The 26,986-nt window shown below is 35.3% G+C and carries 23 protein-coding genes; 19 read left to right on the top strand and 4 right to left on the bottom strand.

The window, feature by feature from the left end:
- Positions 1-158 precede the first annotated feature (158 nt).
- Positions 159-404, bottom strand: coding sequence for a helix-turn-helix domain-containing protein (locus HWX64_RS21660; protein ID WP_175991545.1), 246 nt, complete (start codon positions 402-404; stop codon positions 159-161).
- Between the two features lie 280 nt (positions 405-684).
- On the opposite strand from HWX64_RS21660, the gene HWX64_RS21665 reads away from it, so the two are divergent.
- The 6 genes from HWX64_RS21665 to HWX64_RS21685 all read left to right on the top strand — a co-directional run bounded on the left by HWX64_RS21665 (position 685) and on the right by HWX64_RS21685 (position 5,817).
- Complete coding sequence (locus HWX64_RS21665; protein ID WP_175991546.1) at positions 685-1,008, top strand: nucleoside triphosphate pyrophosphohydrolase; 324 nt, start codon at positions 685-687, stop codon at positions 1,006-1,008.
- A 215-nt stretch (positions 1,009-1,223) separates the two neighbouring features.
- Positions 1,224-1,865: an endonuclease/exonuclease/phosphatase family protein gene (locus HWX64_RS21670; protein WP_175991547.1), complete on the top strand. Its 642-nt coding sequence runs from the start codon at positions 1,224-1,226 to the stop codon at positions 1,863-1,865.
- Entirely contained in the window at positions 1,834-3,006 is a 1,173-nt protein-coding gene (locus HWX64_RS21675; RefSeq protein WP_175991548.1) for a response regulator transcription factor, read from the top strand. Before HWX64_RS21670 ends, HWX64_RS21675 begins: the two co-directional genes overlap by 32 nt.
- 61 nt (positions 3,007-3,067) lie before the next feature.
- Entirely contained in the window at positions 3,068-4,468 is a 1,401-nt protein-coding gene (locus HWX64_RS21680) for a M20/M25/M40 family metallo-hydrolase (RefSeq protein WP_175991549.1), read from the top strand.
- A gap of 212 nt (positions 4,469-4,680) precedes the next feature.
- The gene (locus HWX64_RS22030) at positions 4,681-4,887 is read left to right on the top strand and encodes a hypothetical protein (RefSeq protein ID WP_368495606.1); all 207 of its coding nucleotides are present in this window, start codon (positions 4,681-4,683) and stop codon (positions 4,885-4,887) included.
- Between the two features lie 63 nt (positions 4,888-4,950).
- Complete coding sequence (locus tag HWX64_RS21685; RefSeq protein ID WP_175991550.1) at positions 4,951-5,817, top strand: phosphorothioated DNA-binding restriction endonuclease; 867 nt, start codon at positions 4,951-4,953, stop codon at positions 5,815-5,817.
- A gap of 55 nt (positions 5,818-5,872) precedes the next feature.
- On the opposite strand, the gene HWX64_RS21690 is transcribed toward HWX64_RS21685, so the two are convergent.
- Positions 5,873-6,295 (bottom strand): very short patch repair endonuclease, encoded by a 423-nt coding sequence (locus tag HWX64_RS21690; RefSeq protein WP_175991551.1) that lies wholly within the window; start codon positions 6,293-6,295, stop codon positions 5,873-5,875.
- 703 nt (positions 6,296-6,998) lie between these two features.
- On the opposite strand from HWX64_RS21690, the gene HWX64_RS21695 reads away from it, so the two are divergent.
- From HWX64_RS21695 to dcm, 5 genes are all read left to right on the top strand, one after another.
- Positions 6,999-7,958 carry a hypothetical protein gene (locus HWX64_RS21695; protein WP_175991552.1) on the top strand — a complete coding sequence of 320 codons (960 nt, stop codon included), beginning with the start codon at positions 6,999-7,001 and terminating at the stop codon, positions 7,956-7,958.
- Positions 7,948-9,507, top strand: coding sequence for a hypothetical protein (locus HWX64_RS21700; RefSeq protein WP_175991553.1), 1,560 nt, complete (start codon positions 7,948-7,950; stop codon positions 9,505-9,507). Before HWX64_RS21695 ends, HWX64_RS21700 begins: the two co-directional genes overlap by 11 nt.
- A 15-nt stretch (positions 9,508-9,522) precedes the next feature.
- Positions 9,523-13,077, top strand: a complete 3,555-nt coding sequence (locus HWX64_RS21705) for a helicase-related protein (RefSeq protein WP_175991554.1) — start codon at positions 9,523-9,525, stop codon at positions 13,075-13,077.
- The gene (gene drmB, locus HWX64_RS21710) at positions 13,074-15,011 is read left to right on the top strand and encodes a DUF1998 domain-containing protein (protein ID WP_175991555.1); all 1,938 of its coding nucleotides are present in this window, start codon (positions 13,074-13,076) and stop codon (positions 15,009-15,011) included. The genes HWX64_RS21705 and drmB overlap by 4 nt, the downstream gene beginning before the upstream one ends.
- 161 nt (positions 15,012-15,172) lie before the next feature.
- Positions 15,173-16,357 (top strand): DNA (cytosine-5-)-methyltransferase, encoded by a 1,185-nt coding sequence (gene dcm, locus HWX64_RS21715; protein WP_175991556.1) that lies wholly within the window; start codon positions 15,173-15,175, stop codon positions 16,355-16,357.
- Positions 16,358-16,498: 141 nt separating this feature from the next.
- On the opposite strand, the gene HWX64_RS21720 is transcribed toward dcm, so the two are convergent.
- Complete coding sequence (locus HWX64_RS21720; RefSeq protein WP_175991557.1) at positions 16,499-17,563, bottom strand: topoisomerase DNA-binding C4 zinc finger domain-containing protein; 1,065 nt, start codon at positions 17,561-17,563, stop codon at positions 16,499-16,501.
- Positions 17,564-17,665: 102 nt separating this feature from the next.
- On the bottom strand, positions 17,666-17,968 hold the full coding sequence (locus HWX64_RS21725; RefSeq protein WP_175991558.1) for a hypothetical protein: 303 nt from the start codon (positions 17,966-17,968) through the stop codon (positions 17,666-17,668).
- A 201-nt stretch (positions 17,969-18,169) separates the two neighbouring features.
- Here HWX64_RS21725 and HWX64_RS21730 point away from each other — a divergent pair, with 201 nt between their 5' ends.
- The 8 genes from HWX64_RS21730 to HWX64_RS21765 all read left to right on the top strand — a co-directional run bounded on the left by HWX64_RS21730 (position 18,170) and on the right by HWX64_RS21765 (position 26,857).
- Complete coding sequence (locus tag HWX64_RS21730) at positions 18,170-18,397, top strand: hypothetical protein (RefSeq protein ID WP_175991559.1); 228 nt, start codon at positions 18,170-18,172, stop codon at positions 18,395-18,397.
- A gap of 35 nt (positions 18,398-18,432) precedes the next feature.
- Positions 18,433-19,800, top strand: a complete 1,368-nt coding sequence (locus HWX64_RS21735) for an AAA family ATPase (protein WP_175991560.1) — start codon at positions 18,433-18,435, stop codon at positions 19,798-19,800.
- On the top strand, positions 19,790-21,133 hold the full coding sequence (locus tag HWX64_RS21740) for an LlaJI family restriction endonuclease (protein WP_175991561.1): 1,344 nt from the start codon (positions 19,790-19,792) through the stop codon (positions 21,131-21,133). The genes HWX64_RS21735 and HWX64_RS21740 overlap by 11 nt, the downstream gene beginning before the upstream one ends.
- A 596-nt stretch (positions 21,134-21,729) precedes the next feature.
- Positions 21,730-22,851 (top strand): hypothetical protein, encoded by a 1,122-nt coding sequence (locus tag HWX64_RS21745; RefSeq protein WP_175991562.1) that lies wholly within the window; start codon positions 21,730-21,732, stop codon positions 22,849-22,851.
- A gap of 914 nt (positions 22,852-23,765) precedes the next feature.
- A complete protein-coding gene (locus tag HWX64_RS21750) occupies positions 23,766-24,158 on the top strand; it encodes a DUF262 domain-containing protein (RefSeq protein ID WP_175991563.1) in 393 nt (130 codons plus the stop codon).
- Between the two features lie 273 nt (positions 24,159-24,431).
- Positions 24,432-25,286 carry a hypothetical protein gene (locus HWX64_RS21755; protein ID WP_175991564.1) on the top strand — a complete coding sequence of 285 codons (855 nt, stop codon included), beginning with the start codon at positions 24,432-24,434 and terminating at the stop codon, positions 25,284-25,286.
- Positions 25,273-25,581: a replicative helicase loader/inhibitor gene (locus tag HWX64_RS21760; RefSeq protein WP_175991565.1), complete on the top strand. Its 309-nt coding sequence runs from the start codon at positions 25,273-25,275 to the stop codon at positions 25,579-25,581. Before HWX64_RS21755 ends, HWX64_RS21760 begins: the two co-directional genes overlap by 14 nt.
- Positions 25,541-26,857, top strand: a complete 1,317-nt coding sequence (locus HWX64_RS21765; RefSeq protein WP_254871259.1) for a replicative DNA helicase — start codon at positions 25,541-25,543, stop codon at positions 26,855-26,857. Before HWX64_RS21760 ends, HWX64_RS21765 begins: the two co-directional genes overlap by 41 nt.
- The last annotated feature ends 129 nt before the right edge of the window (positions 26,858-26,986 follow it).

The following is a 26,986-nucleotide window of genomic DNA, read 5'->3' on the forward strand; positions in this document are numbered from 1 at the left end:
CTTTTTATCATGATCTGTAAAATAAACCTCCCCATAGTCATGTTTACGGTTAAATCCGACAATCATAAAATTGTATGTTTGCTTATCTTTTAATAGGATGAATTCTTGTTTTTTGATGTTAATACCCCCAATTGACTACCAAGTCAATCTTCTTTACTTCATCTATTTTTTATCTTAGCGAATTCCTTGAAAATCAAATCCATACTAATTCCTGTTTTAATATGTATGATGCACAGTGTTAGAGCACTAGGGATTCTTTGCCCGCGCTCGATCATCCCGTAGCCTTCTTCTGACAATTCAGTTGTCTCAGCAAACTCAGCCTGGGTCATTCCAAGTTCATATCTTCCCCGTTTCAAATGTTCACCCAGTAATTTCGCAAATTGTTGATTTTCTTCTTTTACCAAAGGTTTCTCCCCTTTTTACAATCATTATCAAATCGGGGAAAACCGAGCACCACAAACAGATAGTTGGATTATTACAAAATATGTAAAATATATAAAGTTTATTTTTTGTCTCTGTCTTTATCAAAAGAATTACTACTGGCCGATCAACTATAAGGGAAGGATTGTCAGAAGTTTGCTTGAATAATTGGACAGAAAGTGGAATGTTTGACTCTATTTAAATTCATGAACACCTATCAAAATGTTAAAATATAGATAATCCAAACAATAGGAGGTCACCAACATGCCCACCTACAATAAGTTAGTCAGGGATAAAATCCCACAAATCATTGAAAGTAAAGGTAAGAAGTTTTCAATAAAGGTCCTTAACGATGAAGACTACATAAAGTATTTAAAAGAAAAAGCTTATGAGGAATTGGATGAGTGCTGTGCTGCCGAAACAGATGGTGAAGCAATGGAAGAGCTTGCTGATCTGTTAGAGGTTATCCGTGCTTTGGCAGTGCAACATGGGTCTTCTATAGAAGAAGTGGAAGCAGGGCGGATAGATAAGGTTGAGAAACGTGGGGGGTTTCAGGAGAAGGTGTTTTTGATTGAGGTGGAGGATTGATTCAATTAAATTTGTAACCGATTTAAAATATAGGAAACAATGAGTTTTTTAAGAATGGGAGAATGGTTGCTGCGGGGAAAACGGAGTATAAGTATAAATATTAATTTTAACTAATAGCACATCGGGAAGGAAGTTGGATTAAATTGAAACTGATTTCATGGAATTGTCAAAGAGGATTCTTGAGGAAAGAGAAACATGAAAAGATACTGAACCTTATGCCTGATATTGCTTTAATTCAAGAGTGCATCCATCCTGGTAGTCTTAAAGATACGCTTAAACATAATGATGTTATATGGGCAGGGAAAGAGGACGGAATAGGCATAGGTGTTTTCTCCTTTTCGGAAGATATTAGTCTTAAACTGTTAGTCGATGAAATGAAGTATGAATGGATTGTTCCTATTAAGGTGTCTGGGAAGGTTGACTTTGTGTTGATTGCTGTTTGGACAAAAAGACTTCCTGGAGTCTCATATGGGAAAGTACTTTATTCTGCTTTGAAAGAATATCGGCACTTCTTTCTTAACAATCAGGTAATGGTGGTAGGTGATTTTAACATTGATCAAAAACTGCCTGCCAGTTATTCAGGGATTCAGGGAAAAGAAGGATTCAATAGAATAATTGATTTATTAAGAGGCCATGAAATTGAAAGCTGTTACCATCATATATATAAAGAAAGCTTTGGCTCAGAGGGGAGAGGTACGTATTACCATCACAAAAAGATTGATAAGCCGTTCCACATCGACTATTGCTTTGTATCAAAAGAGATCCTAAAGCATACACAAACATTCAAAATTGGTGAAAAGGAGGAATGGGGAGAGTTAAGTGATCATGTACCGCTTATTATTGAAGCAAGCATATGAGTTTATTTCCAAGTATGAAATATGGGCCTATAAGATATATTCTTCAATGAAATTGATCATTAACCCGTGGAAGACAAACATTAGAGGGGTGCTTCTTTTGCCGGTAAATAATAATAAAACAATAGAAGAGTTGCTGGATTTGGAAGAGGAATTAAAGGATAAAATTCAAACTGAAGAAAATGCTTCTTATTATGAGTTGATTCAAGTCTATGAAACTATGTATAAAAAAATAGCGAGAGACACCGACTCTGAATATCAACCAAGTTTAAATAACATTAAAGATAAACTCATATTTCACCTCATAAAGCATGGTACATATTTGAAGACAGTTTATCAAAAGGATGACCGTACAGCTGAAAGCTGTATGAAAAGGGCAATTTTCTACGAAAAGAACTTACCCATTGCTTATTATCGGTTAGGATTTCTGCATTATAAGAAAAGATCCTATACAGTGGCACTTCTACATTTCCAGGATGCCCTCCGTTATGAGGAAAGAGAAGGTGACGGAATGTACAAAATGAATGAGCAGCAGCTTTATAATTGTCGTCTATACTTAGCAAACTGTGGACTATTTATTGCCCAGAAGGCATATGAGGAACTGAAAGTTCTTAACCTTAAAGCTGAAATGCAAAAGGTCCTGAATTACGTAGTATCTCCGTATTATGAGTTAATCAGGGATAATGAGCAGTATTTAGGTCAACACGAATACTGTATGGTTTCTAAGAATAATACAAAGTATTGCGGCAGAGAGGAATGTGAAGAAGCACAGGACATAAAAGGGAAGTTAATCCTTGATTTTACGGATAGGCGTATTTCCTTGATATACAATGGGCGGATGACAACCCTGTCAGGAAATCATGCTGAGATTCTTAGACTCCTTCTTATAAAAAGCGAAGAGAACAAACCACTAACGAAAAATGTGTTTTATGATATTTTTTCGGTTTCTAACGCCAGTGGAGAAATTTCTTCAAACACATATATTCAAAATATCACTAGGATTAGACGTAAGCTTAGGGAGATTGGGATCCCTAAGGGAATGATTGTTAATAAAGTTGGGAGCCCTGAAACAGGTTATTATTGCGAGCAAAGCATCCCATATATCATTATACATCGAACAGATGAAACCTTCATTTTGAACTGATGACAGGTCTGTCATCGCCCTTTTGAGATAATTAATTTACAAACGAAGGGGAGATGATGAGATGAAGAAAACGTGGAATCAGTTATTTGTCAGACAGGGATGGTCATTGTATGAGGTGAAAGAAAATATCTTTGATTACAGCAGGGAAACTGAAGAAAATGTTGAGTTTCTTATCTTAAGTCTGGATGGTGCTGGTGTCAATTATGCCCTCAATAATGGAAGGGTGATACTGTTTGATGAAGCGGTCGCTGAAGAAAAGTGGCTGAAGGCTGTCGATTTTAAGGGGCGCGGACATGGAGAAGGGCTTTGGTTCCGCCCAGGTATTGAACAGCCGAAAGTTGCTGAACTAGATACGTATATCAGTGGGATTGTACGTCAATTGAATAGACTCGGCTTTCATACAATGGGCTCCTGTGATGGGCATGAAAGAAGACCTGCCCATGTCATGATTACAAAGGAAAGCAACCTTATTGAGTTAGTGGGCTTGTTATTGGCACTAGGAATCAAAAAGATTTATTCAAGTGAACAGAAGAACAGTAACCATATAGCACTTCATTTAAAGCGTAACCATCTCCTTGATCTGGCAGAAAAGCTCAGCTTGATAGAAGCAGATTGGGTTAGTAAGGGAGAAACATTCATCAGAGAAAAGATGTTTCAGCATCAATTGGAGGAACTTCTGATGATTCCAGGTGCAAGCGGTAAGGAAGCCAAGGCCAGGGAATATGTAGTGGAGAAATTAAGGCCCCTCGTCGATCATCTCACCATCGATAGAACAGGCAATATCCTGGCTGAGAAGACATATCAAACTGGACATGGACCTGTCATCCTATTGAATGCACATTTAGATACGGTAGATGAAATTGAGGAAGGCCGCGAAATTATTAAGAAGGGGAAAATCTGGTCCAGCAGTAAGGGGATTTTAGGAGCGGATGACCGTGCAGGTGTGGCCGTACTGCTCCATATTGCTGAATCCCTTCATCTATCTTCAACCTTCAATGGGAAGGTGAAATTTATCTTCACAGTGGAAGAGGAATGCGGACTGGTAGGAGCAAATGAGGTTGATGATTACTTTCTTTGGAATACCGATGCAGCCATTGTGGTTGATCGCCGTGGAACCGGAGATATCGTTACTTCTTGTGGTGGATATGTACCTTTCTGCGATCAACGCTATGGTGCTTTCTTTGAAGAAGTAGCAATAAGTGAGGGCTTTAACAATTGGAAGGCAACTTCAGGAGGCAGCAGCGATACATGGGTATGGGCAATGCATGGTATAGAAAGTGTGAATTTATCTGCAGGTTACTTTAATGAACATACCGATGAGGAAAATTTGGATGTGGAGAGCTGTTACAGAACGGCTATGCTAATAGAGGGTGTCTTTAAGAGAAGCAGGGAAATGAAAGGTGTTTTAAGGGAGATAAATCGAATGAAAAGAATAAATGACTTTATAGCAGAAGCACTCTGAACTGTGCATACAATAGGGGAGAGGGCCACTTTCAAAGTGGCTTTTCTTGCTTGTTAACCATCTCTAATACAATTTTTAAATATAGATAATACAATCAATAGGAGGCCACCAACATGTCGACCTAAAACAAGTTAGTCAGGGATAAAATCCTACAAATCATTCAAAGTAAAGGTAAGGAGTTTTCGACGAAGCTCCTGAACAATGAAGACTACATAAAGTATTTAAAAGTTAAAGCTTATGAGGAACTGGACGAGTATTGTGCAGCTGAAACGGATGGAGAAGCAGTAGAAGAGCTTGCTGATCTGTTAGAGGTTATCCTGGCATTGGTTAAGCAGCATGGATTTTCTATAGAAGAAGTGGAAGCTTTGCGAAAAGATAAGTCTGAGAAGCGTGGGGCATTTCAGGAGAAGGTGTTTTGATTGAGGTAGAGGATTGATTCAAGTGAATGTTAATTAAAAAATCTTTATGCGTGGTGGAAAACAATGAACAGCTTTGAATTAAAAGATAGAATCAACAACCTGTCCATATGGAAAAAAGGGGACCAGAGAGCCCCTCATAAACCGTTGCTGATTTTATTTGCATTGGGACAGCTTCAAGCGGACAAACCTAGATTCATAAGTTATGAAGTTACAAGGGAAAAGCTAACGGAGCTGCTGAGGGAATTCGGTCCGCTCAGGAAGTCCTATCACCCTGAAGAACCTTTTGTACGTTTGAGGAGAGACGGTATATGGCTTCTGCATAAAGAGGCGAATGCAAAGAGTCCTAGTAATCGTCAGTTACTTGCCGATGAAGTTGCAGGGGGATTCACCCCGGAAGTTTATCAACTTCTAAAAAATGAGCCCAGGCTCGTGCAGGAGATTGCCCATATTATATTGGATAGTCATTTTCCTGAAACAATCCACCAGGACATCCTGGATGCGGTTGGACTGGATTTTACCATTTATACAAAAAAGAAAAGAGATCCAAAGTTCAGAGAGAAGATCTTAAGGGCTTACGGGTACAGTTGTGCGGTTTGTGGTTTCAATGTTAGACTCTCACACACACTCGTTGGAGTTGAAGCAGCTCATATCAAGTGGCATCAAGCCGGCGGGCCGGATACAGAAGAAAACGGAATCGCTTTATGTTCGTTGCATCATAAATTATTTGACAGGGGAGTGTTCACTTTAACAAAGGAGCGAAAGATGGTTGTGTCACAGGATGCACATGGGACACATGGATTTGAAGAGTGGCTGATGCGGTTTAATGGGCAGTTGATTCGGGAGCCGATTCAGTCTTATTATTATCCGGATCATTTATTTTTAGATTGGCATGTTAGGGAAGTTTTTAAAGGACCGCAGTATGGAATATAGAAGGTGTAAGGCTAAAAGTAGTAGTAGCACCAATGATGTAAATGAAGGTTCCGAATTATTTTAAATTATTCTTTGCATCTTCAATAAATTTAATTATCTTGTTTATTACCATATCAAAGTCTTCTTTAACTTCGTGTTCCCAAATCCTTAATATATTCCATCCTGCATTGATGTAATAAGTAGAGACTTCTTCATCCCTCATTCTGTTTCTTAGTAATTTTTCTTCCCAAAATTTATGATTTGTTTTAGGCATATTACCATGGAGAGGACAAGAATGCCAAAAGCAAGAGTCAATAAATATTACGACCTGATATTTCTTTATTGAAATATCAGGTTTTCCAAAAAGATTTGGTGTGTTTCTCCGGAATCGATATCCTTTATTCCAAAGTGCTGATGAAACTACTTGTTCTAATTTCGATACTGATCTAATCGCTTTCATATTCTTTCTTCTTTGTGCGGGAGTCATATTATCAACCATAAGTCGTTCACTCCTATATATTTATATTTTCTTTCAAGTATTCCTCTAAAAGTGTAAATACAAACATAGTACAAAAATAATAGAAGAATAAAATACCTTTGGTATTCGTCTGGTTTTGCAATGTAGTAGATTGAATTAAATTTAGATATACATTAAAGTATTTTTATAAACAATCATGATTAAAAAAGCTGCGTTTACGTATCCCGTAACCTGCAGCTTTCTTTCTTTGCCAATTTAATTACTTGCTTTATATCAGATCCCCTAAAAACATAAGTCTTTTTATCATTCTCTGTTACATAGATTTCCCCATATGCCTTTTTATCATTGAAACCCACAATCATAAAATTAAATTCTTTCTTATTATGAAATAAAATTAAGTTCAGCTCTTTAATTTCATTCACCTCTTTTCTGAGTATAAGAGAGGGGAAAATGACTAATAAAACTTTTTTAGAGATGAAGGTAAAAACTTTTTGCGTTCTTTCGGTACGAGTAGTTCTTTAAATGTAATTGTATCCAAGAAAAAGTCCACTTTGTTTAATTATTCCATTTATGTTAATTATACCTAAAAATAAAGTGCTTTACTATCTAATATTAATTCAGCTTACTATCAATTAAAATCAATTGTTTCATATTAACTATAGTGTAAAATAAAAGTATATACCAATTTTAATCATATTTAGATTATTAAAGGACTGATGTTAATATGAGCAAAAATTTACCTGATTTTTTAAAAGTAATAAAAGAAGATTGGTTTCTCTTCTTTTGTGAACTGGGTTATCAATTTTATAAAGAAAATTTAAACGAGCAAGGAAGGCTAAACATTGCTTTAAATGTTCCCTTTAATAAAAATATTTCTCTAGGATTAGCAATCGGAACAGCACACGCAGTGTATACTTCCCAGCGTTTAGGAAATGAAAACTTATCTGAGTGGATAAGTAACATTAAACCGGGGACGCTAGTTTTCTACTCACCAAATACAAATTCAGAAGAAAAAAGTTATATTTATGAAGGTGTTTCTGACTTAGGACACCCAACTCTAAAAGGAATAGGTATTAATAAAGGCGTGAAGACTACATTGTCAAAAAAAGAGACATGGAAAAATATTCGAATTGCCCCAGAACAAAATAAATATAAACGTCAAAGAACTCTTAGTACTGACAAGGGAATTGAAAAAATTTATGAAAAATATGCAGACGATTCGCTAAGGCAGTTATTTAATCCTGGGAGTCCTTACTTTTTATTAATTGGAAATGAAAATAGCATTCGAGAAGACACGATAATAGAAATAGACGATGGATTCACAGTACAAGATTTTTTGAGGATAAAGAAATTTGGAGGAAGACAATATTCTTTTATTTCTGAATTATATTCGAGCAATGGAGATGAAGCGGATGTATACACATTAGAGGGAGGAATTCCAGTTGTTGTAGAGGGTGCTAATTCGTTTTTAAGGTATTACGAAGATATAAAGAATAACCCTAAAGTTGTTATTTTGACAAGAGATTCACCATTAGATACATCTTTGGATGCGTTAGAAAAAATAGAAGATTCACTTTTAATAGGTGATATAAATGGCGATGAAAATTTTTTGCAAAAAGTGACTTCGATTAATATGCCTTCAAATATAGAGATTCTGTGTTGGAGGGAAAAAGATGAGCAATGATAAAGGATTAAATAAAATTTATCAACTTTCAAGCTCCTATAAAATTAACTACATAAAAGTTAACAACTCTCTTTTAAATAAAATTTATAAAATTTCTAGGGAAAAATTTTATAGTGAAGAATATAATGATGAGTTATTTGGTAGGTTTTTGATGCCACTACGATTTGCTTTATATGAGATATCCACATCCTTAAAACCTTACTGTGAAATAATAGATGAAGAAGAGTTAACGGAATTAAGGAATGTCTTATACACAATTAATTCAATTTATAATGATCAAGAAGAATATAATCAATTATTTGATTTACTTTTAAAGATTGTTTCTATTAAAAGCAATCCAATATTGGATTATCTAAAAACAAATGTAATTAATCATAGTTCTCAAATACATGCAGTAGTAACTAAAAGAGAAATAGAAGAAAGCCAAAAAGAATTTGTAAAGAAACAAACTGGCGTACAAACTATTGAATTTTATTCAGAGAAAGCTTTTAAAAGAACAAACCTGTCCTTTGATTTTGTTATTTTTATTGGAAATGAAAAATATTTTGATTACTCATTTAACAGTGTTCCACGAGCTATGGTGAGTTACTATCTGTCATATAGTATTTACGATAATAAATTTGAAAATAATAATATGTTTTCACATCTAAATCAAGCAAGTTATTATTCTACCATGTATAAAGGGTTAACAATAGCAAGTAATGAAATAAAAAATACTGATGATGAAAATGACTTAGACTTAACGGGAAATTCCGAAGAACTAATTAACACAATTCCACCCGCTAATATAGAAGAACCAAAAGTAAGTTCATGGGTGTTTCAAGATATAATTTCGAAAATAGACAAGCATGAAAAAACAGAGCTTATTGAAATTGTACCAGTAGAATTAACACAGGGACGTATTATTCTCTTAGCAAAAAAAGAAAGAAAACATGAAATACTCACTAAAGGCCGAAGAATTGAGAAGAGAAAACTAGGCTCTATAACAACCGAGGATTACTTATTGATTCGAAATCAAAGTGAAAGCACTTTAATTAAAACAATGGCAGATGAACTTTTTGCTGATGAAAATATTTCTGAATACCGATACTTACAGAAAAAGTTGAAGAAGTATTTAAAAAAACTAGTTAAAAAGCACGGAACTGAAAAACTATGCCGTATACTAAAGAAAAAGGGATTAGAATCCATTAATGAATTGAAAATTAACCATTTATTAAAAGATGAGTCATTTAAACTAAAGAATAATAAAGAATATGCGAACTTTTTATTAATACTTACAAAGGGAAATGAAAAAACTGCCACTAAGTATTATGAGGCATCACGAAAGCTTGCAGCGTTCCATATTCAAGCTGGAAGAATGATTAGTAATGAATTAAGAAGAAAAATAAAAGAAGTAGATTTATCTCAACTTTATGAAACAGGTTCTCAAATTGTTGAATTACCTGAGTATAAAGGGGCTTCTTTTACTATTGAGAGGATACTAGAATTTAAGAATGAGATTTTTTCTGTTCCGTTAAGCCAAGAGAAGAAAATTATTAAATATTTATGAAAAGGGGACGACTATATGGGACTTGAAATTAATATTGAGAATAGAGATGAACTTATTGATAAAATAAAACAAGAATTGATTGGCCCGGTTAAAGTGAATAAGGACAAAATGTCCCCATTAAAAGTAACCCAAAATGTCGTATTTTCAAATAAGGAAGAAACTTATAATAAATATTATAATTCTCAGACATTAGAAGAGATTCTTCAGGTTAATCCTCCTTTATTACAATATTCAGCTGGAGTTTTATTCCCATTTGAGACTGCAAGTGATGAAGTATTAACTCAAGAGAAAGATTTAACTGAAAGTAATGTTGAAGGTGAAGAAAAATTTATTACGAAAGATGGAATAAAAAATATTGAAACACTAATAGAAAGAAGTAGTTCATTTAACTTTAATAACAAAGAGGTAGATGAAGAAGAAAATGTCGATTTAATGCCACAAAAAAATGACTTTTCACCCGCGAGTTTAGCCCTAAGTTATTATGTGCGACTTGAGAAAGAAAACTCTAAAATGAATATCGAGATAAATGGGGGAAGTTATAAGAACTTTCCTGTAAGTTTAGCAGATGGGAAGAAATTAAATAAATGGTGGACTCGTGAAGCAATTAATATAGATCCCATCCAATATTCTAAAAAAGATCTAACAGAGAAATCTACCCATACTAAAAACATTAATGTGAATGGACTAACTTTACAATTATTACTTTTTTCACGAAACTATGGGGATAATAAGTTTTTAATAACCATTAGTCTAACTAACCGAACTCCTGTCACATCTGACAAGTTACTAGAAGAATGTTGTTTATTTCAGAGTGAAATATCGATAACCTTATCTGAATATATTCAAAATCAGTTTTGTCCTTACCCATCAACTACAACTAGTACAGAATTGGATGAAGAGGAAAATTCTAATAAATTACTTTATCGAGAAGCACAAACTTTTGCGTTAGGACATGGCTGTTCGGCAAATTGGTTTCAAGATAAGGAACGTAGATATATTGAAAGGATTTCATCTACATTTTTACCTGAATATGAAGCTATAAGTATGACTCCTGATATTACTGATGAATATGGGAATACGTATTCCATTTCAATGTTAGATTTAGCTGAACTCGTTCCAAACTCTGATACGATTGAGGAGATATTAAGTAATCTCGTAGAAACATATGAAAAATGGATTGATATAAAGGAAAAAGAAGTTGCATCATTACAAGCGGAATATGGAAATACTCCAAAAAATCATTTAGATAAGTGTAGAGAATCTGCTCAACGAATGAAAAGCGGAATTGAACTTCTAAAAAAAGACCAGAAGGTAAGGAAGGCCTTTAAATTAGCCAACTATGCAATGGCGATACAACAAGTTGTCGGAACCAATATTAGAGATGGTGAAGTTAAGGATAATAATATCTTTTATGATCAAGAAATAGAATTCAGAGAAATTCCTAAATATAATGACATTTTGGGGAGAAATAGGGGGAGCTGGAGAGCTTTTCAGATTGCATTTTTTCTAATGTCTATTCCTTCGGTAGCTGAAGGAAACTCGATAGATAGAGAGGTTGTTGACTTAATTTGGTTTCCTACAGGTGGTGGGAAAACGGAGGCTTATTTAGGTGTAGCAGCTTTCTCAATGTTCTTAAAAAGACTCAAAGATAATAATGACACTGGAACAGATATTATCATGAGATATACACTTCGTTTGTTAACAACTGACCAATTTCAACGTTCTTCTAGATTAATTTGTGCAATGGAAATGTTGCGCAAAAAATTCTCTGAGGACATTGGGGAAACTCCTTTCTCAATAGGAATCTGGTTAGGTTCGAAAGTAACACCTAATCAAAATGCAGGTTCTTATGGTGCAAAAGAACAACTAAAACAATGGAAAGAAGGAAATGACCGTAAGTCTTTCATAGTAAAGTCTTGTCCGTGGTGCGGGGCCAAGTTGGGGAAATATACAGTTAATGATGAGGTTGTCACAACAGGAATAGCATCCAGACGAAAAAAAACAAAGAAAAAGGAAGAACGAATTCTCGGCTATGACTATAGCCGGAAAAATAAAGAATTAACAATTAATTGTCCAGATGAGAAATGCCCATTTCATAAAAAAATTGATGTATATATTGTAGACGAATCTATTTATGAAAACCAGCCTACGTTTATTATTGGGACAATAGACAAATTTGCTATGTTATCGTGGAAACCAGAAGCACGTGCATTGTTTGGGATCGATATGAATGGAATAAGGCAATACTCACCTCCTAATTTAATAATTCAGGATGAACTTCATCTTATATCAGGTCCGTTAGGGTCAATGACGGGGATGTATGAAATATTAATAGAAGAATTATCAACGGATCGAAGAACAGAAAATCCAATTAAACCCAAAATAATATGTTCAACCGCAACAATACGTCGCTATGAAGAACAAATAATGGCTCTATATGGAAGAGATAAAAATAAAGCTAAACTTTTCCCAAGTCCGGGGCTTTCCCATGATGATTCCTTTTTTGCGAAAGTAGCTGTTGACGAAAATAATCTTCCGGCTAAAGGAAGAAAGTATGTGGGGGTTTATTCTCCAGTAATTGGAATGCAGATGTTACAGGTGAAAATTTATTCTATATTACTGCAATCTGTTATGAATTTCCATGAAGACAATAGAGACCCTTTTTGGACATTATTAAGTTTCTTTAATAGTTTAAGAGAATTAGGTGGAGCGCTCACATTATTACAAACAGATATACCTAGTTATCTTAATCAGGTACGAAAAAAACACAATATTACAGATAGAGACCAGACACGATGGCTAAATAATTTCCTTGAACTTACTTCGCGCTTAGATAGTGGAGAAGTTTCAGACGTAATTCATAAATTAAAAGATAACAAGAATTCTATAGATGTATGTCTAGCATCCAACATAATAGAGGTAGGGGTAGATATAGATCGGCTTTCATTGATGACTGTAGTGGGTCAACCTAAGAATACAGCACAGTATATTCAAGTTACTGGTAGGGTTGGCCGGAATTGGAAAGAGCGTCCGGGTCTTGTAGTTACTTTATATAAAACGGGAATCTCTAGAGATAAATCCCACTTTGAGCATTTTAGAGAGTATCATGAACGACTGTATTCAAAAGTTGAGCCAACAAGTGTAACTCCTTATTCTGATCCATGTATTAATAGATCTTTATATGGGTTAATTATCGGATATCTAAGACAGTTACATGATGGAAAAGTAGCAGAGTCACCAGAGTATGTACGGGAGCATATAAACTCGTTAAATAGTTTTAAAACTTTACTATTAAATCGTGTAAAGTTGATTGATCCTAAGCAAACCCCAGTGGTAGTTAAAAACTTTGATTTATACGTAAACCATATTCTGAATTTAGGTGCAACAAGTTGGGAAGAGAAAAGTGATGGAGGATATTTTTTAATGTATCAGTCAGGAAGTTATATCCAGGAAAGATACAAAAGTACCGCACTACCAGTTCCTATGTCAATGAGAAATGTTGATGCTTCATGTCAAGGTGAAGTCACAAACTCTTATCTTGTGAAAGAGTTGGAGGGAATTCATGTATGAAAAATAAAAAAGAAACCAGTATCCCTTTAAGAAGAGCTGAGTTAATATCACCTTTTGGTGTAGGTGCTATATCAACGAACAATGAGGGTATTAATATGATGACAGGTGTACTTGATCAGTGGTTTAAAGGAAATAATGTAGATTTAGCTGATTATAGATTTAATGAGTCGAGACTTGAGAATATCTTAGGAGTTAAGGAATTCCGTCTTCCTCCCGATTATAGATCAACATTTGGTAAAAATGGTGGCAGCCTTAAAAATGTAGATCTTAAAATTCCTATGATACTCTTTCCAACATGGTTTTATTGTAACCGTTGTAGGAAAATGGAGAAGCTTCATCTCGCTGATATTAGTAAGAAAAAGTGCAAACATTGTAATAATGGTTACTTAGTTCAAGTACCTTTTGTGACAGTTTGTAAGCATGGGCATATTGATGATTTTCCTTGGAATGAGTGGGTTCATAGAAATATATCCACTAAATGTAAAGGACCTTTAAAACTTGTATCAACAGGAGGGGCAACACTTACAAGTATGCGTGTTGAATGTACTGTTTGTGGAGATAAATATAAGAGGTCATTAAAAGGGATTACCTCTAGATTGGACAATGGAAATAATTCTCCTCTTGTAACACTAGTACAAGAAGGAAAAACTTTTCTATGTACCGGTAGAAAACATTGGTATGGTACTAATGAAACTGCACATGAAGAATGTTTTGAACAACCTTTTGTGTTATTAAGAAACTCGAATAACGTTTATTACCCTGACGTTATTAGCGCTCTTTATTTACCTGGAGATTACTCAAGTGAACTAAAAGAAGTAATTGAATTTTTAAAGCAGGAACCTATTGCTCATGAAATTGAGACATTAAAAACTGTTATTGATGAAAAAGAAAAGATTGCAACTTATCTATTAAATAAGTTTAGTGTCGATCTCCAAACAGCAAACAATCAAACTATTACTAAGGCACTTACTTTAATTGAAGCGGAAAGTGGGGTAATAGAAGATGATGAATTGGAAGATATTGAGAGAAAGCTTAGATATCAGGAATTCTGTTCTCTAATTGAAACCATAGATAATAAGCATCTAAAAGTTGTTTCAGAGTATAATGAAAAATTGAAATCCCTAGTGGAGTATAAAAAACTAGGGATATCTAAAATTCATCTTGTACCTAAATTACGGGATACTAGGGTATTGTTTGGCTTTGAAAGGCTTAATAGTGATCAATCTATAAATAGGGAAAAAATAAATAAAGGTAAAGAAGTACTTTTTAGGAATCCTAGTAATCCAGAAAATAATTGGTTGCCAGGTTATACAGTTTACGGAGAAGGTATATTTATTGAATTCAATGATGTAGCTTTAACTAAATGGGAAAATAGTAGATTGGTAAAAGAACATTTTAGTTTACTACAGTCTAGGTATAAAGAGGTGCAAGCAGCGGGTATAGTGAGGGATAAAGAGCTTAGTCCTAGGTATGTAATGTTGCACACGTTAGCTCATTTGTTAATATCTGAGATGATATTTGAATGTGGATACAGCACTTCAGCTTTACGAGAACGATTGTATATTTCAAAAGAAAACGGAAAAGAGATGAACGGTTTTTTGATATATACTGCTTCAGGTGACTCTGAAGGAACTATGGGTGGCCTAGTTAGGCTTGGAGAAAAGGATACTTTATTTGAGATTCTACAAAGATCTATTGACAAAGCTAGATGGTGTTCATCAGACCCTGTTTGCACAGAAATAGGAGTTACATCAGGTCAAGGGATTCATTCGTTAAATATAGCAGCTTGTCATAACTGTACTTATCTTCCAGAAACGTCATGTGAAGAGTTTAATAGATTTTTAGATAGGTCATTGATTGTAGGGGTATCAGATGCCCAAAGTATAGGTTTTTTTACAGATTATTTAGACACTATTGTCGAAAAGAAAAAATAGATTGGAATTTTGCAAGGACCTTTATTCCCACCTTCAATCTTAGCTATTTGTTATAAAAAATATTATTAAATATATTTTTCTCAAATATGTAGACAAGGTGAATGTATGTTCGGTATAATTTGTGTCATATACAGGACAAATTGACCTAAAGGAGACACAAAATGAACATACAATATATTAAGGAAAAAAGAGAGAGACTTGGCCTTACTCAAAAAGAATTTTCAGATGCTTTGGGATTAGGAAGAAATGGAGACAGAACTTTAAGAAGATGGGAGAATGGTGAATCAGTTCCATCGCCACTTGAATACAAAATCATTATGGGTTTTCCAGAACAACCACCTTTCTCTTCTCCGGAAAATCCCCGTTTTACAATGATTGATCTCTTTGCTGGTATCGGGGGTATTAGACTGGCATTTCAAAAACATGGAGGACTTTCTGTTTTTGCTTCTGAATGGGACAAGTTTGCTGCTAAAACGTATAAAATGAACTATGGAGAAGAACCCACAGGGGATATTACTCAGGTTCCGATAAGTCAGATTCCTGAACACAATATTCTCCTTGGGGGATTCCCTTGCCAGCCTTTTTCTCAAGCCGGTTTGAAAAAAGGATTCGAAGATACAAGAGGCACACTCTTCTTTGATATTGCTCGTATTCTAAAAGAACGAAAACCCCAAGCATTTTTATTAGAAAATGTAAAACAATTGAGGGGACATAATAAAGGGAAAACCCTTGAAACTATACTCAGAGTATTAAGAGAAGATTTAGACTACACGGTTGAAGTAGAAGTTCTAAGAGCTGCTGACTTTGGAGTGCCTCAGAATAGAGAACGTGTTTATATTGTTGGTTTCTATAACCCCTTAGGCGGGAAGACTATACCTTTTTCGTTTCCAGAACCTACTTATGAACCTACTAGGGTCGGGGATATTCTTGAGGATGAAGTAGATGAAAAATATACTATTTCGGATAGACTATATCAAGGACATCTTAGACGAAAAGAAGAACATAAAAAGAAAGGAAATGGGTTTGGTTTTTCCTTATTTAATACTGAAAGCAAATATACAAATACAATAAGTGCTCGATATTATAAAGATGGAAGTGAAATATTAATTGATCAAGGGCCTAATAAAAATCCAAGAAAATTAACACCTAGAGAATGTGCCCGTTTACAAGGGTTTCCTAAAGACTTTGTAATACCTGTTTCTGATACGCAAGCATACCGCCAGTTTGGAAATTCTGTATCAGTACCGGTAGTTGAAGCAATAGCTAAAAATATGATAGAAGCAATTGAAAAAAGTGTAGGATTTCAATATTCTACTATTTCCGAAATAGAGCCAGTTACACTATAATAGTTAAAGGAGAATCAGCATAAACTTGATTCTCCTTTATTTAGTAATAATGCTAAGTATTTATATTTATTAGGATTATATAACTGCGTATATATTCTGGTTTTTTATTTCATGAAGGAAATGCCATTCTGAAACCGTATTCTAAGAGTTATTGCATTCACGGTAATTAGAACAACCCATGAAATACCCGTATTTACCTTTTTTTACTATTTTATCATGATTACATTTTGGACATTTTTTTAGGGGTATCCAAGAGGTATCCACCTCATTAGCAACAGGAAAAATTGTTGACTTAAATTTTTTTGCTTCAATGGACCTGAATTTAACAAATTTATTCCCATCAATACTAGTTTCTTGTGGTGCTATTGATACTGTACCATTTAGTTCGTCCTTATCTAAACGTATATTTTCCCAGTGGAAATTTGATTTGAGCTTTTGTGAGGTAAGGAGTTCAAATATACCAATTTCTTTGTTGTGGCTTGGGTTTTGAGCAATATAGTGATGAATATTAATCTCAAATTTAATTAACCATTGAAATAGGTTTGATTGCCCTTTATTAATGCCATATTCCCCTTTTCTATCTGGGTACTTGTACTTTATTTCGAATGCTACTAAACCATCTGAAAAGTTCATAAGGCTATCTATGTTGATAATGGAGCCTTCAAAGTGTACAGTTAAAAAATAATTTGCAAAATATCTTTGAAGAGCAACTTCTTTTAATATGTCATGTCTTTCAAAATAGGCTATGGCTCTATACTGAGAGAAGGGATCTCTAGTCTCAGCTTGAGCTATGTGAACACTATTTTTGGGTATTAACTGGTTTTTTGATAGAAAAGCAGATTCATGTATATAATCTTTATTATTAATAGGCTGACGTAGGATATTCTCATTGATCTCTAAGAAATATAGACTATTGTTATACAGTATTACATGATAGACAACTATCTGTTTAATAAATAATGTTTTGTAAATATTTATATCATTAGCAGAGGGAGGCGTATCTGTTACATGAAAAAGAATATAATCTGAACTTTTCATTGTATTATTAATTGCCCACCACCCTGTACTTATCCAAGTTTCCCACCTTTGTGTTAATATAACATCCCTCATAAATAAATCTTCAACAACTAAACCTTCTAAAAGTTTATGTTTATCACGTTTTAAAAAATTTTTAAGTTGCTCTGCATCATTAAAATCAAGCATCATAATAATCCTCCAAATCTATAAAAATATAGAGCTTCATTCTAACTTTACAATATCGATAAGAACAAAACTAGAATTATTTGGAAGACAGTATGATTTTTTGATTTATTTATATCTATAATCACGCATCAAAAATTCGACTCGGAAATTTTCCATTCTGGATAATTCATTAATTATTTTCAGGTCAAATTCGTCTGCAATATTATGGTCAACAACAAAAATGTCAAAGTTCATAAATGGTGAATTAAGGAAGTTGTCTAACTGACTTCTATCATTATTATTGTCCACGATAACATTAATAATTTTATACTTAACTTTTAAATTAGCAATGTAAATATCAGCACTATTCAATAAATCATCTATACTCTCAGTTTTATTTTGTCTAAGGTAAATCACTGCAAGTTCCAACTATCACGACACCACACTAAATTCAGAATATAGTAGCTTTAACTTTGTTAAATTATAGCTAATATTAATCGTTTATTAAAGGATGAAGAGATTTTCAGCAGGAATTTCTTTTAAAAAGTAATATATCGTGCTGAAAGGAACTTGAAAAAGGTTTATAATGGAAATAATCTAAGTTTTATTATCTTATTGGGGGAAACGTTTGTGCTGAGAAATTTAAATGAATTAGCGGTTACATCAAAGGAGCATTATCAGAATACTTTTATTAATGAAGAATTTAAATTAAACAGAGATTTTAAAGAAAGATTTTCACAAGTTTTGGAAGAGAAAAGATATACTATACAATTTTTGATTATTCTGCAGAAATTACCTCTAGCTCTAATAAGAAAATATTCTGTCCAAATCAGTGGTTCTATATTGCTACATTTGTAGTAGAATTCGTATCAGAACTAATAAAATATAGAAATGTGCTAGATAGTATAGCTGATTCAGAGGTAGCTGGTATAAGCCGTATACAATTTTCAGAAAAAGTGAAAAACCTGAAAGATAAAGATATTGAAGAATACGCACCTGAAATAAAGGAAGCTATAGAAGATTATTTTTCTGAGAATCAAAATGATTCTATCTATATGTGCAAATTTTTGACGGAGTATTCTTGGTGGTTTGGCAGTAAAACCATTAACAGAAATGATTATTATGTTTCACCAACACTAAATTTACTTGGATTAGTTAATGTCAGTCAGTCATATGTAGCTGATATAGCATATTTTTTAGCTTCTGACAGGCAGCTTACAGAATATGCTCACAATTTTCGTGAACAAATTCAGGAATCTAGTAACCAAATGGATTCTCCTGCGGAGAATTTAATCGTATATGGTGCACCTGGGACTGGGAAAAGTAAGTACTTAGAAGATAATTTCTCTAATTTAACGAGAGTAGTTTTTCACTCAGAATATTCTTATTATGACTTTGTAGGAAGTTATAAACCTACTCCACTATATAAGCAAACAGAAAATAATATATTCAGTATAAGTGGAGAGGAATTTGAATTTGGGGAGCCATCCATTGATTATCAATTCAGGCCTGGCCCATTTATTAATGTATTAATAAATGCTGTACGTAGATCAGAGGTTAAATATACCCTGCTAATAGAGGAATTAAATAGGGCTAATGCACCAGCAGTATTCGGAGATATATTTCAATTGCTTGATAGAAAGACTGATGGAAGTAGCCACTATAAAATTAATCCGAGTGATGAGCTTAGGAATTACTTGATGTCTTTAGATGATGTTAGGCATTATTTTCAAAATGGGTTATTCATACCTAGAAATATGAACATAGTAGCTACTATGAATAGTGCAGATCAAGGAGTTTTTGTACTTGATTCAGCATTCAAGAGACGCTGGAAATTTAAGTACATGTCTATTAAGGAGAATGGATTTGTTCATGAAAATAGTTTAATAAATTATGGGGGAGAAGTTTTTAAGTGGAGACTTATCCTTAGTGCAATAAATGGAAGACTTAAGAATTTAGGAGTTAATGAAGATCGTTTAATTGGACCATATTTTATTAGTCCAGAAGAAATAGGAGATAGCACAAGTTTTGCATCAAAGTTATTAATATACCTATGGGATGATGTTTTAAGAATGAGGAGGGAGAAATTTTTCGATTCAGGAATTAAAACGTATTCTGAATTAATATCGGGATTTGCGGCAGGTATAGATGTAATAAATATTAAAAATGATATATATGAGTTAATAGCACAAGAAGAGTCAGTAGACACCGCCTTTGAACAACAAGAAGATTTAGCGGAAGAGCATGAGGATGAATTATAAGGCAGATATATGGTGGGATGAACGAGTGAACCGGCGACTAGTATATACTACTATAATAGAGCATGTTAACTATCAAAAAGATGAGTACCCTGATGAGCTAATAATACAGCTAATAAATAAAGGAATTTGTAAGCTCAATAAGGATAAAATAAAATTTATTGCAACTGGTATTTTAATTTATAAAAATAAGTTTATTACTATCTTCCCTAAATCATATAATTTACCTCAGCATGAAAGAAATATTTTGGAGCATATTCAACTACTATTTGAGGTCTTATTAAAATATAGGGAAGTGGCTAATATTAGTGCAGAGGAAATGGATTTATTAGGTGGTAAAGCTGGAGAACAAAATGAAAATATATACACTTCATATCTCCTTATCCAAGATTTCATAGATAATGGCTATCTAATGAAAGAGATTAAGGAAAAATCTTTATCTCAGTCAGGAAAAATTGATTGGTCTGCAACAATAAATAAAATGCAGCCTATTTTCTCAGGTCATTCTGTTATTTATCCTGAACCTATCTCACGAAGATCAATCATTGATCGTCAAAATCGACTATATTTATTACATAAATATTGTGTTTATAAAAGTGTTGAAAAGTACGGATGGTTGCTTGGAATGACGTGGGAACAGACTAATTTAGATGAAACTGTATTAGATTCTGACATTCGCTATTGGATCAACTTCTTAACAACTGAACTAAATAGCACCTTTGTAGAAAGAGAAATAATTGTAATAAAAATGATGATTGATTTCTTATCAGGGATAGAAGAGCAGGATAGTGATGAGAAGCTTGAAACATTAATAACACCCTTTTTCCAAAATGTTTGGGAGTATATATGCAGTATTAATTTTAATAATCAATACAGAGAACTTAAAAGTATTATACCAAAGCTTACTTGGGAAATTGAAAGCAATGCAGTTGTGCAAAATCAAAGACCGGATATTATGGTACTTAAAGAAAAACAAATGTATATACTCGATGCAAAATACTATGATATTGGTACAAATTTGCCAGGGTGGCCTGATGTTGTAAAGCAGTTATTCTATGCATCTACAATTTTTAATAACATTAAATCGAATAAATATAAGATTTCTAATGGAAAATTAAAAAAAGAGTTAAAAAGGTTAGAAAAGGTAAAGAATATATTTCTTTTCCCTTCAGGTGAAATTGATCCGATAAAATATGTTGGTAAAGTTAATGTTGAAAATAATAATGACTTTGAAGATATTGTGGCATATAAAGTAAATACATTTTTAGCAATGAAATGTTTTTTAGGAAAGGAGAAGTATAATTACGTTAATCAGTTATCTTTAAAAAACCAATAATCAATGTAAAATGAATTTGGCCGTCAATCCACCTTGGCCAAGTCCCCCCTCCCACTTCTGTCATCTACAGACCCCTCTCATACAATGGTGCGAAACTATTATATAAAGAGGGGTTTTTTGTGGTTGATAATCATCTTATCCTTAGGCTGTACACCTAGGTTTTAAGTCAAAGGCGTTATATATCGGTGTTTAACCCCCAGTATGGGAAAAGGTTATCTTAAAGGGGTTATATGCTCGAAAAAAGATTACCCTGATACGTTAGAGAAGCGTTTGTGAAGTGGATGGTGGAGCGGCTTGCTCATAAGATTGCGGATCTTGCTGCGAAGGTAAGTAGTCAATCAATCATGTTGATATGAGCGGAAAGTAGATGAAGAATTATTGCTAAAAGTCAAACAGAAGCAAGTTAGCTTGAAGGCTTCGCTACATCCTTCACTGTTTTTTTGTAAAGTTCACCTTATTTTATACGTGTCCCAATAACCAACCTTACTGAACTACTATGCTTGTCATAGTTCAACCCACACTGCTGATCCCTTTCAAGAGGTTATATTTAAATACTAATTATTAGTTAGCTTGAATTTTTTAGAGGGGGAAGATTTTTGCTATCAGTAAACATAGATAATAAAAAAGTCACTATAAATCCTAGACTAACCGTGAATGTCTTTACTAATTATCAAAAAAAGAGATATGAAATAAGAAATATTTCTGTAGCAGAAGAAAGATTTAAAATGATTTCCTATTTATTAGTAAGAGAAACTAGCGGGGAACTCATTTCTTATAATAAATATAGGAGAATAACTAAAGGTGAATTAATCTATATTGCTGAAGACTTATTAAATAAAGAAGAGAAATTATTGAAAGAGTTTCAACAGCTTAGTAAAGAAAATCCTTTTTTGCAAAATGTTAATGATGCAGTAGATATCCTATTTGAGGATTTTGTAAAAAAGATTTCTGAAACTATGAGTTCCTTGGCGGAAAATATTCGAGATATTTATAAGCCTATCGAATTTGAGAAAATTAGGGAAACAGTTAATATTATTCAAAGCGGATTAAGTAGTGCAGCAGAATTAATTAGAGATTCCTTCCCAAAAGAGCTACTGGATTCAATAAAGGAATATGCAGAGGAAACAAAGGATACTCTATTAAAAGCTAGAATTTCATTACTTGAAAATGGCTGGATAAATGTATTAACAATGGGAGATGAAACTTTAATAGGCTTAATTATTGAGGTTGAGGAAAATGAAACACCTGATATAGATGATGAAATAAATGATTTTATGATTAGGTTTATAGATGAAGAAAAGATCAATTTCATACTACTATCTTGGGAAGGGAAGGAATGGTTAAAAAAGAGGAGAGAAATTTTAAAAAGTACTATCAATGCACATCTTCGGAAAGAATATGTATTATCTGTCCCAATTCTATTAGCCCAGTTTGAAGGTATAGTCAGGGATGTGATTCCACATAATCATCAGAAAAAAAAACTTACAAATTTTCATATAAGAAAATATTTAAAGAAACTCCACGATGAAAAAGGTGGAATTGATCTTTCAAATGTCTTTGATAAGTTTTTAGAGGAAAATATTCATAGTAGTTTTACTACAGGTGAGCCTTTGAACTCCAATTTAAGTAGAAATGCCATCCTACATGGAGAAGATACGAAATATGGAAGTGAAATCAACTCATTAAAATTGATATGTCTTTTGATTATGTACAATTAATATTGACTAAGAATTATAATCTTAATTAAATGAAGGTTCTTTTCTCTGTTCATTACCACTGAAGCTATTTTTTCAAATAGTTCCTGATTCCTAAAAAACTTAAGCCCACGTGTTCAGACACCATTACTTTATAAATTTTACCCTCCTAAAAAACATTTGGACTCCATCCGAATGTTTTTTTATAAATAAATTTATCCAAAGGGTGTACATTTCATTCCCATCCCAAGGTAGAAAGTTGGAGTAAGGAATGTTGGATATGGAAAAGTTTTATCAGCCCGAAGATCTTCGCTTCTATGTGTGGGTTGTTGAATGTGACGTATCAATGTGAGGTTCAAGTTGGCGGATGCTTGGAGAGAGGCAGTATGTCCGCTCGATCCGGAAGCTGCGAAAGGATTCGTGGTTTTACAATGAGAAGAAGAGAGATGAGTATTCAAATTTTCTAATTCAGCATTCAATTATGAGGTTGGAGCCGTGTGGTTGGATGAAGGTGTAGAAGAAAAGATGAGAATCATGTATAGAAAGGACCAGCAAACAGGTTTAAGAAAGTAGAGAAAAAAGAGATCTTAGAGAACAACAAAGACGCTGCTGATAAGGAGAGTGTGAAGGGGGCATGACGTTCGGGGAGTTAAAGAGAGCTGGTGAAGGTGATTCAGGAGCCTTACCCTTTCTTGAAGAGTTCTTCTCCATACCGTTCGTTCCTTATCGTCTTGTTATAAAACTAATATGGTTCTTATAATAAGTTTTATATCTTTAATTTTAACATATAAAATAATTCAAAATACTTTTAAGTTCTTAGCACTGATGATTTAGGTAAGTTGATCTGGTAATATTATACCTATACCCTTGAAAAATGTTTTGATATTTAAATAGTAAACTTGGATATTCACAGATTGTATAAATAAAGAGGTGCAATAGTGACCATAAAAAAATCCAACTTTTATTCGGTAGGACAGTTTTTAATTAGTGATAAGTTTTTTATCCCAGATTATCAGAGAGAATATTCTTGGGAAGAAGACGAGCAAATAAAGGATTTTTGGTTAGATCTAGTTGACTTGGTAGAAAATGAAAGAGAAAGTCACTTCTTTGGACAAATTGTTATACATGATGACCATGAAGATAAGAGAAAGTACATAATTGATGGCCAGCAGCGTAGCTCAACTTCAATAATATTTTTATCTGTAGTTAGACAATTATTTGATGATATTTATAATGAAACAAATAAAGATGGAGCGAGAAATAAAGTAGAAGATATTAGATTGAAGATTATTGGAAGCATGGGGACGGTTCTCTTGCTTCCTTTTGCATAATTGTAGAAGGGGGTATTGGGACGATTCCTGATGAAAATATCCTTAAAGGATAAAGAGCAATCTTGGCAAAGGGGGCCGGGGTTGCTCTTTTTGCTGTGGGTTCAGGATGACTGTGCAGAAGGCCATTTTAGTCAATGTAATGCAGCCAAGTAACATCAATTGATCTTGAATTAAATCATTTGGGAAAGAAATATAAATTTTTTCAATCAAGGGTATCCTTTTCACAACTCTATCACTATATAGAAGGTGAATAAGAAAAAGGAGTGATTTGGAATGGCATTGATTGGGTGGACGAAGTTTGAGAGAAGTATTTTGGAGTCAAGGGTGTTCTGTCACCCGGAGGATGTTCGGATTTATTTGTGGATTTTGAATCATGCGGTGGTGAAGGATGGTGTCGTGGTGGGTGACCGGGTGCTGAAGAAGGGGCAGTATGTGCAGTCGATCGGTGAGCTTCAGGACAAGCTTATGTTTTATAACGGGAAGAAGAAGGAGAGGTTTAGTTCGTCAAGGGTTCAGCGGTCGATCAAGCGGCTGGAGAAGGAAGGGCTGTTTACGGCAGAGAAGTTCAGGAGCGGGTATCTGTTTACGGTGAGGGAGGCAAGGGACCCTGTAAGGGATCCGCAGACTGTGGATATTACATTGAATGAAGAGGATATGACCGATACAAACCGGCACGAAGGGGATGCCGGCATCATTTTGCCCTCGCGATGTGAATCAGCAACGGGGGACAATCGGGATAGAAACGGTAACAGAAATAAGAATGTAAAGAACGTAGAGAACGAAAAGAAAAAAACACTCACCACCCTAACGAATACTATGGCAGATAGATTGGCGCTCATCACGGAGCATTTCCTGGTGAGGAGGGGAGGAAGCTTTTCGCTGTCACCGGTCGATCAGATGGCGCTTGAGAAGATCAGCCTGCATGAGATGTCGGTGGACGAGCTGAAGGCGTTCATGGATGAGCAGTTTGAGAAAATCAAGGTGTATGAGCCGAACGCCACGATTCATAGTCCGAAGTATTTGCTGAAAGCCTTGGAGAGACGGGAGTCGCCGGGAAAGAGGATGGCCGAGCTGGATGCCATGCTTGACCGGCTGGAAGAGAGTTTGAACGATTATGAAGATGAGTGAGTTCAAGGAGCTTATGAATCTGCTGCATCTGGCATATCCGGCAAAGAAGCTGCCGGAAACTACGATGAATTTGTGGTTCGGACTGCTTAGGGAATGTGATTATCGAGAGGTGAAAAGACGGCTGGACGACCATATCAAACAGCACAAATATATCCCGGGTGTCTCCCAGCTTTATGTGAGTCCCGAGACGGAAACGACGGTGCTCGACATGCTCGGGGAATGGGAGAAGGAGGGGGTGGAACGGCTTGAACACAATGGTCGACGGAGCGGACCGAAGAAACCTTGGGAGCGATGAAGCGGTCTTACGGCTGCTTCATGAAGCAGAGAGTATGATCCTCGGGGCTGTTCTGCTGGAGCAGGACAGGATCCACGAGCTCAGCCTCGAGACGAAGCACTTCACCCAGTCGAGGAACCGGATCGTATTCGCGGCGATGAAGGAGCTTCAGAAGAAGAAGGTCGAGATCAACCCGGTGACGCTTGTGGAAGAGCTGCAGGATCAAACCGAGAATGCAGGGGGCGTCACCTATCTTCTGGAGCTCGCGGCCCATTGTCCGTCGGTTGCGAATCTCGGCTATTACGAGAGGATCGTGATGAAATACTATGACATGAGTGTGATCCGGAATTCGGCCAGCCATTTTTTAAATGATTACACCCCGGAATCTGCACAGGATCTGTACAAGGTGCTCATCGAGATGCATAGCGAACAGAGTCATGATGAGGAGACGAAAGAGAGTATCCTTATGGAACTCTATGAATCTCTTTATGAGGAGCGGAGGGGGATGCCGGGGGTGAACACCGGGTTCCCTGCGTTGAACGGGCTGACTGGGGGCTGGAAGGAAGGCGAACTTATCATCCTTGCGGCACGGCCGTCGATGGGGAAGACGGCGCTCGCTATTCAGCTCGCATGGGAGTGCACGAAGGAAGAGGGGGTGCCGCTCGTCTTTTCCCTCGAGATGAGCTCGAAGCAAATCATACAGCGGCTGCTCTCGAATCTGTCCGATATCAATATGATGAAATGGCATAACCCGTATAAATACTTATCGAAGGAGGAAATGCCGCGGATGCAGGAAGCGTTGAACTCGGTCTACAAAGCGAACCTGCAGCTCTCGGAAAACGGATTGATCACGCTAATGGAAATCAGGCAGCGGATTTTGAATCTTAAGCGGGAGTATCCAACTCAACCGTTTTTGGTGGTGATCGATTACCTGCAGCTGATCAACGTGAAGGAGCGGTTTGACCGGCACGACCTGATGATCGGGCATATCACAAAGCAGCTGAAAAGCATGGCGAAGGAATTCGGGATCCCGATCATCCTCCTGTCCCAGCTGTCGCGGGGTGTGGAATCAAGGGAAGACAAGAGACCGAGGCTTTCGGATCTTCGGGACTCCGGGAATATCGAGCAGGATGCGGATATTGTGTTGTTTTTATATCGGGATGAGTATTACAACAGTGCATCTGACGCGGGGGATGTTGTGGAAGTGAAGGTGGCGAAGAACCGGAACGGGCCGGTCGGGACGGTGAAGTTGAGGTTTAAGAAGGAGTGCGGGCGGTTTAGTGGGAATGGGAAGTGAAGCGGGAAGAGGGGACAGGTTCATTGTCCCGGTTTCGGTCGGGGGCGGGTCGCGGGGACAGGAACCCTGACCCGGTTGGAGTGGTTTATTTTTATAAAAAAGAAGGGGAGTGACGGGGATGTTTATGAC

The sequence above is a fragment of the Bacillus sp. Marseille-Q1617 genome, from assembly GCF_903645295.1.
Classification (GTDB): domain Bacteria; phylum Bacillota; class Bacilli; order Bacillales; family Bacillaceae_B; genus Rossellomorea.

Bases quoted from the DNA above. Each gene is read 5' to 3' on its own strand.
- HWX64_RS21740 (WP_175991561.1), top strand. From the start codon at position 19,790: ATGAATTATAAGGCAGATATATGGTGGGATGAACGAGTGAACCGGCGA.
- HWX64_RS21665 (WP_175991546.1), top strand. From the start codon at position 685: ATGCCCACCTACAATAAGTTAGTCAGGGATAAAATCCCACAAATCATT.
- HWX64_RS21760 (WP_175991565.1), top strand. From the start codon at position 25,273: ATGAAGATGAGTGAGTTCAAGGAGCTTATGAATCTGCTGCATCTGGCA.
- HWX64_RS21765 (WP_254871259.1), top strand. From the start codon at position 25,541: ATGGTCGACGGAGCGGACCGAAGAAACCTTGGGAGCGATGAAGCGGTC.
- HWX64_RS21675 (WP_175991548.1), top strand. From the start codon at position 1,834: ATGTACCGCTTATTATTGAAGCAAGCATATGAGTTTATTTCCAAGTAT.
- HWX64_RS21695 (WP_175991552.1), top strand. From the start codon at position 6,999: ATGAGCAAAAATTTACCTGATTTTTTAAAAGTAATAAAAGAAGATTGG.
- HWX64_RS21670 (WP_175991547.1), top strand. From the start codon at position 1,224: ATGCCTGATATTGCTTTAATTCAAGAGTGCATCCATCCTGGTAGTCTT.
- dcm (WP_175991556.1), top strand. From the start codon at position 15,173: ATGAACATACAATATATTAAGGAAAAAAGAGAGAGACTTGGCCTTACT.
- HWX64_RS21700 (WP_175991553.1), top strand. From the start codon at position 7,948: ATGAGCAATGATAAAGGATTAAATAAAATTTATCAACTTTCAAGCTCC.
- drmB (WP_175991555.1), top strand. From the start codon at position 13,074: ATGAAAAATAAAAAAGAAACCAGTATCCCTTTAAGAAGAGCTGAGTTA.
- HWX64_RS21680 (WP_175991549.1), top strand. From the start codon at position 3,068: ATGAAGAAAACGTGGAATCAGTTATTTGTCAGACAGGGATGGTCATTG.
- HWX64_RS21685 (WP_175991550.1), top strand. From the start codon at position 4,951: ATGAACAGCTTTGAATTAAAAGATAGAATCAACAACCTGTCCATATGG.
- HWX64_RS21705 (WP_175991554.1), top strand. From the start codon at position 9,523: ATGGGACTTGAAATTAATATTGAGAATAGAGATGAACTTATTGATAAA.
- HWX64_RS21755 (WP_175991564.1), top strand. From the start codon at position 24,432: ATGGCATTGATTGGGTGGACGAAGTTTGAGAGAAGTATTTTGGAGTCA.
- HWX64_RS21720 (WP_175991557.1), bottom strand. From the start codon at position 17,563: ATGATGCTTGATTTTAATGATGCAGAGCAACTTAAAAATTTTTTAAAA.
- HWX64_RS21690 (WP_175991551.1), bottom strand. From the start codon at position 6,295: ATGGTTGATAATATGACTCCCGCACAAAGAAGAAAGAATATGAAAGCG.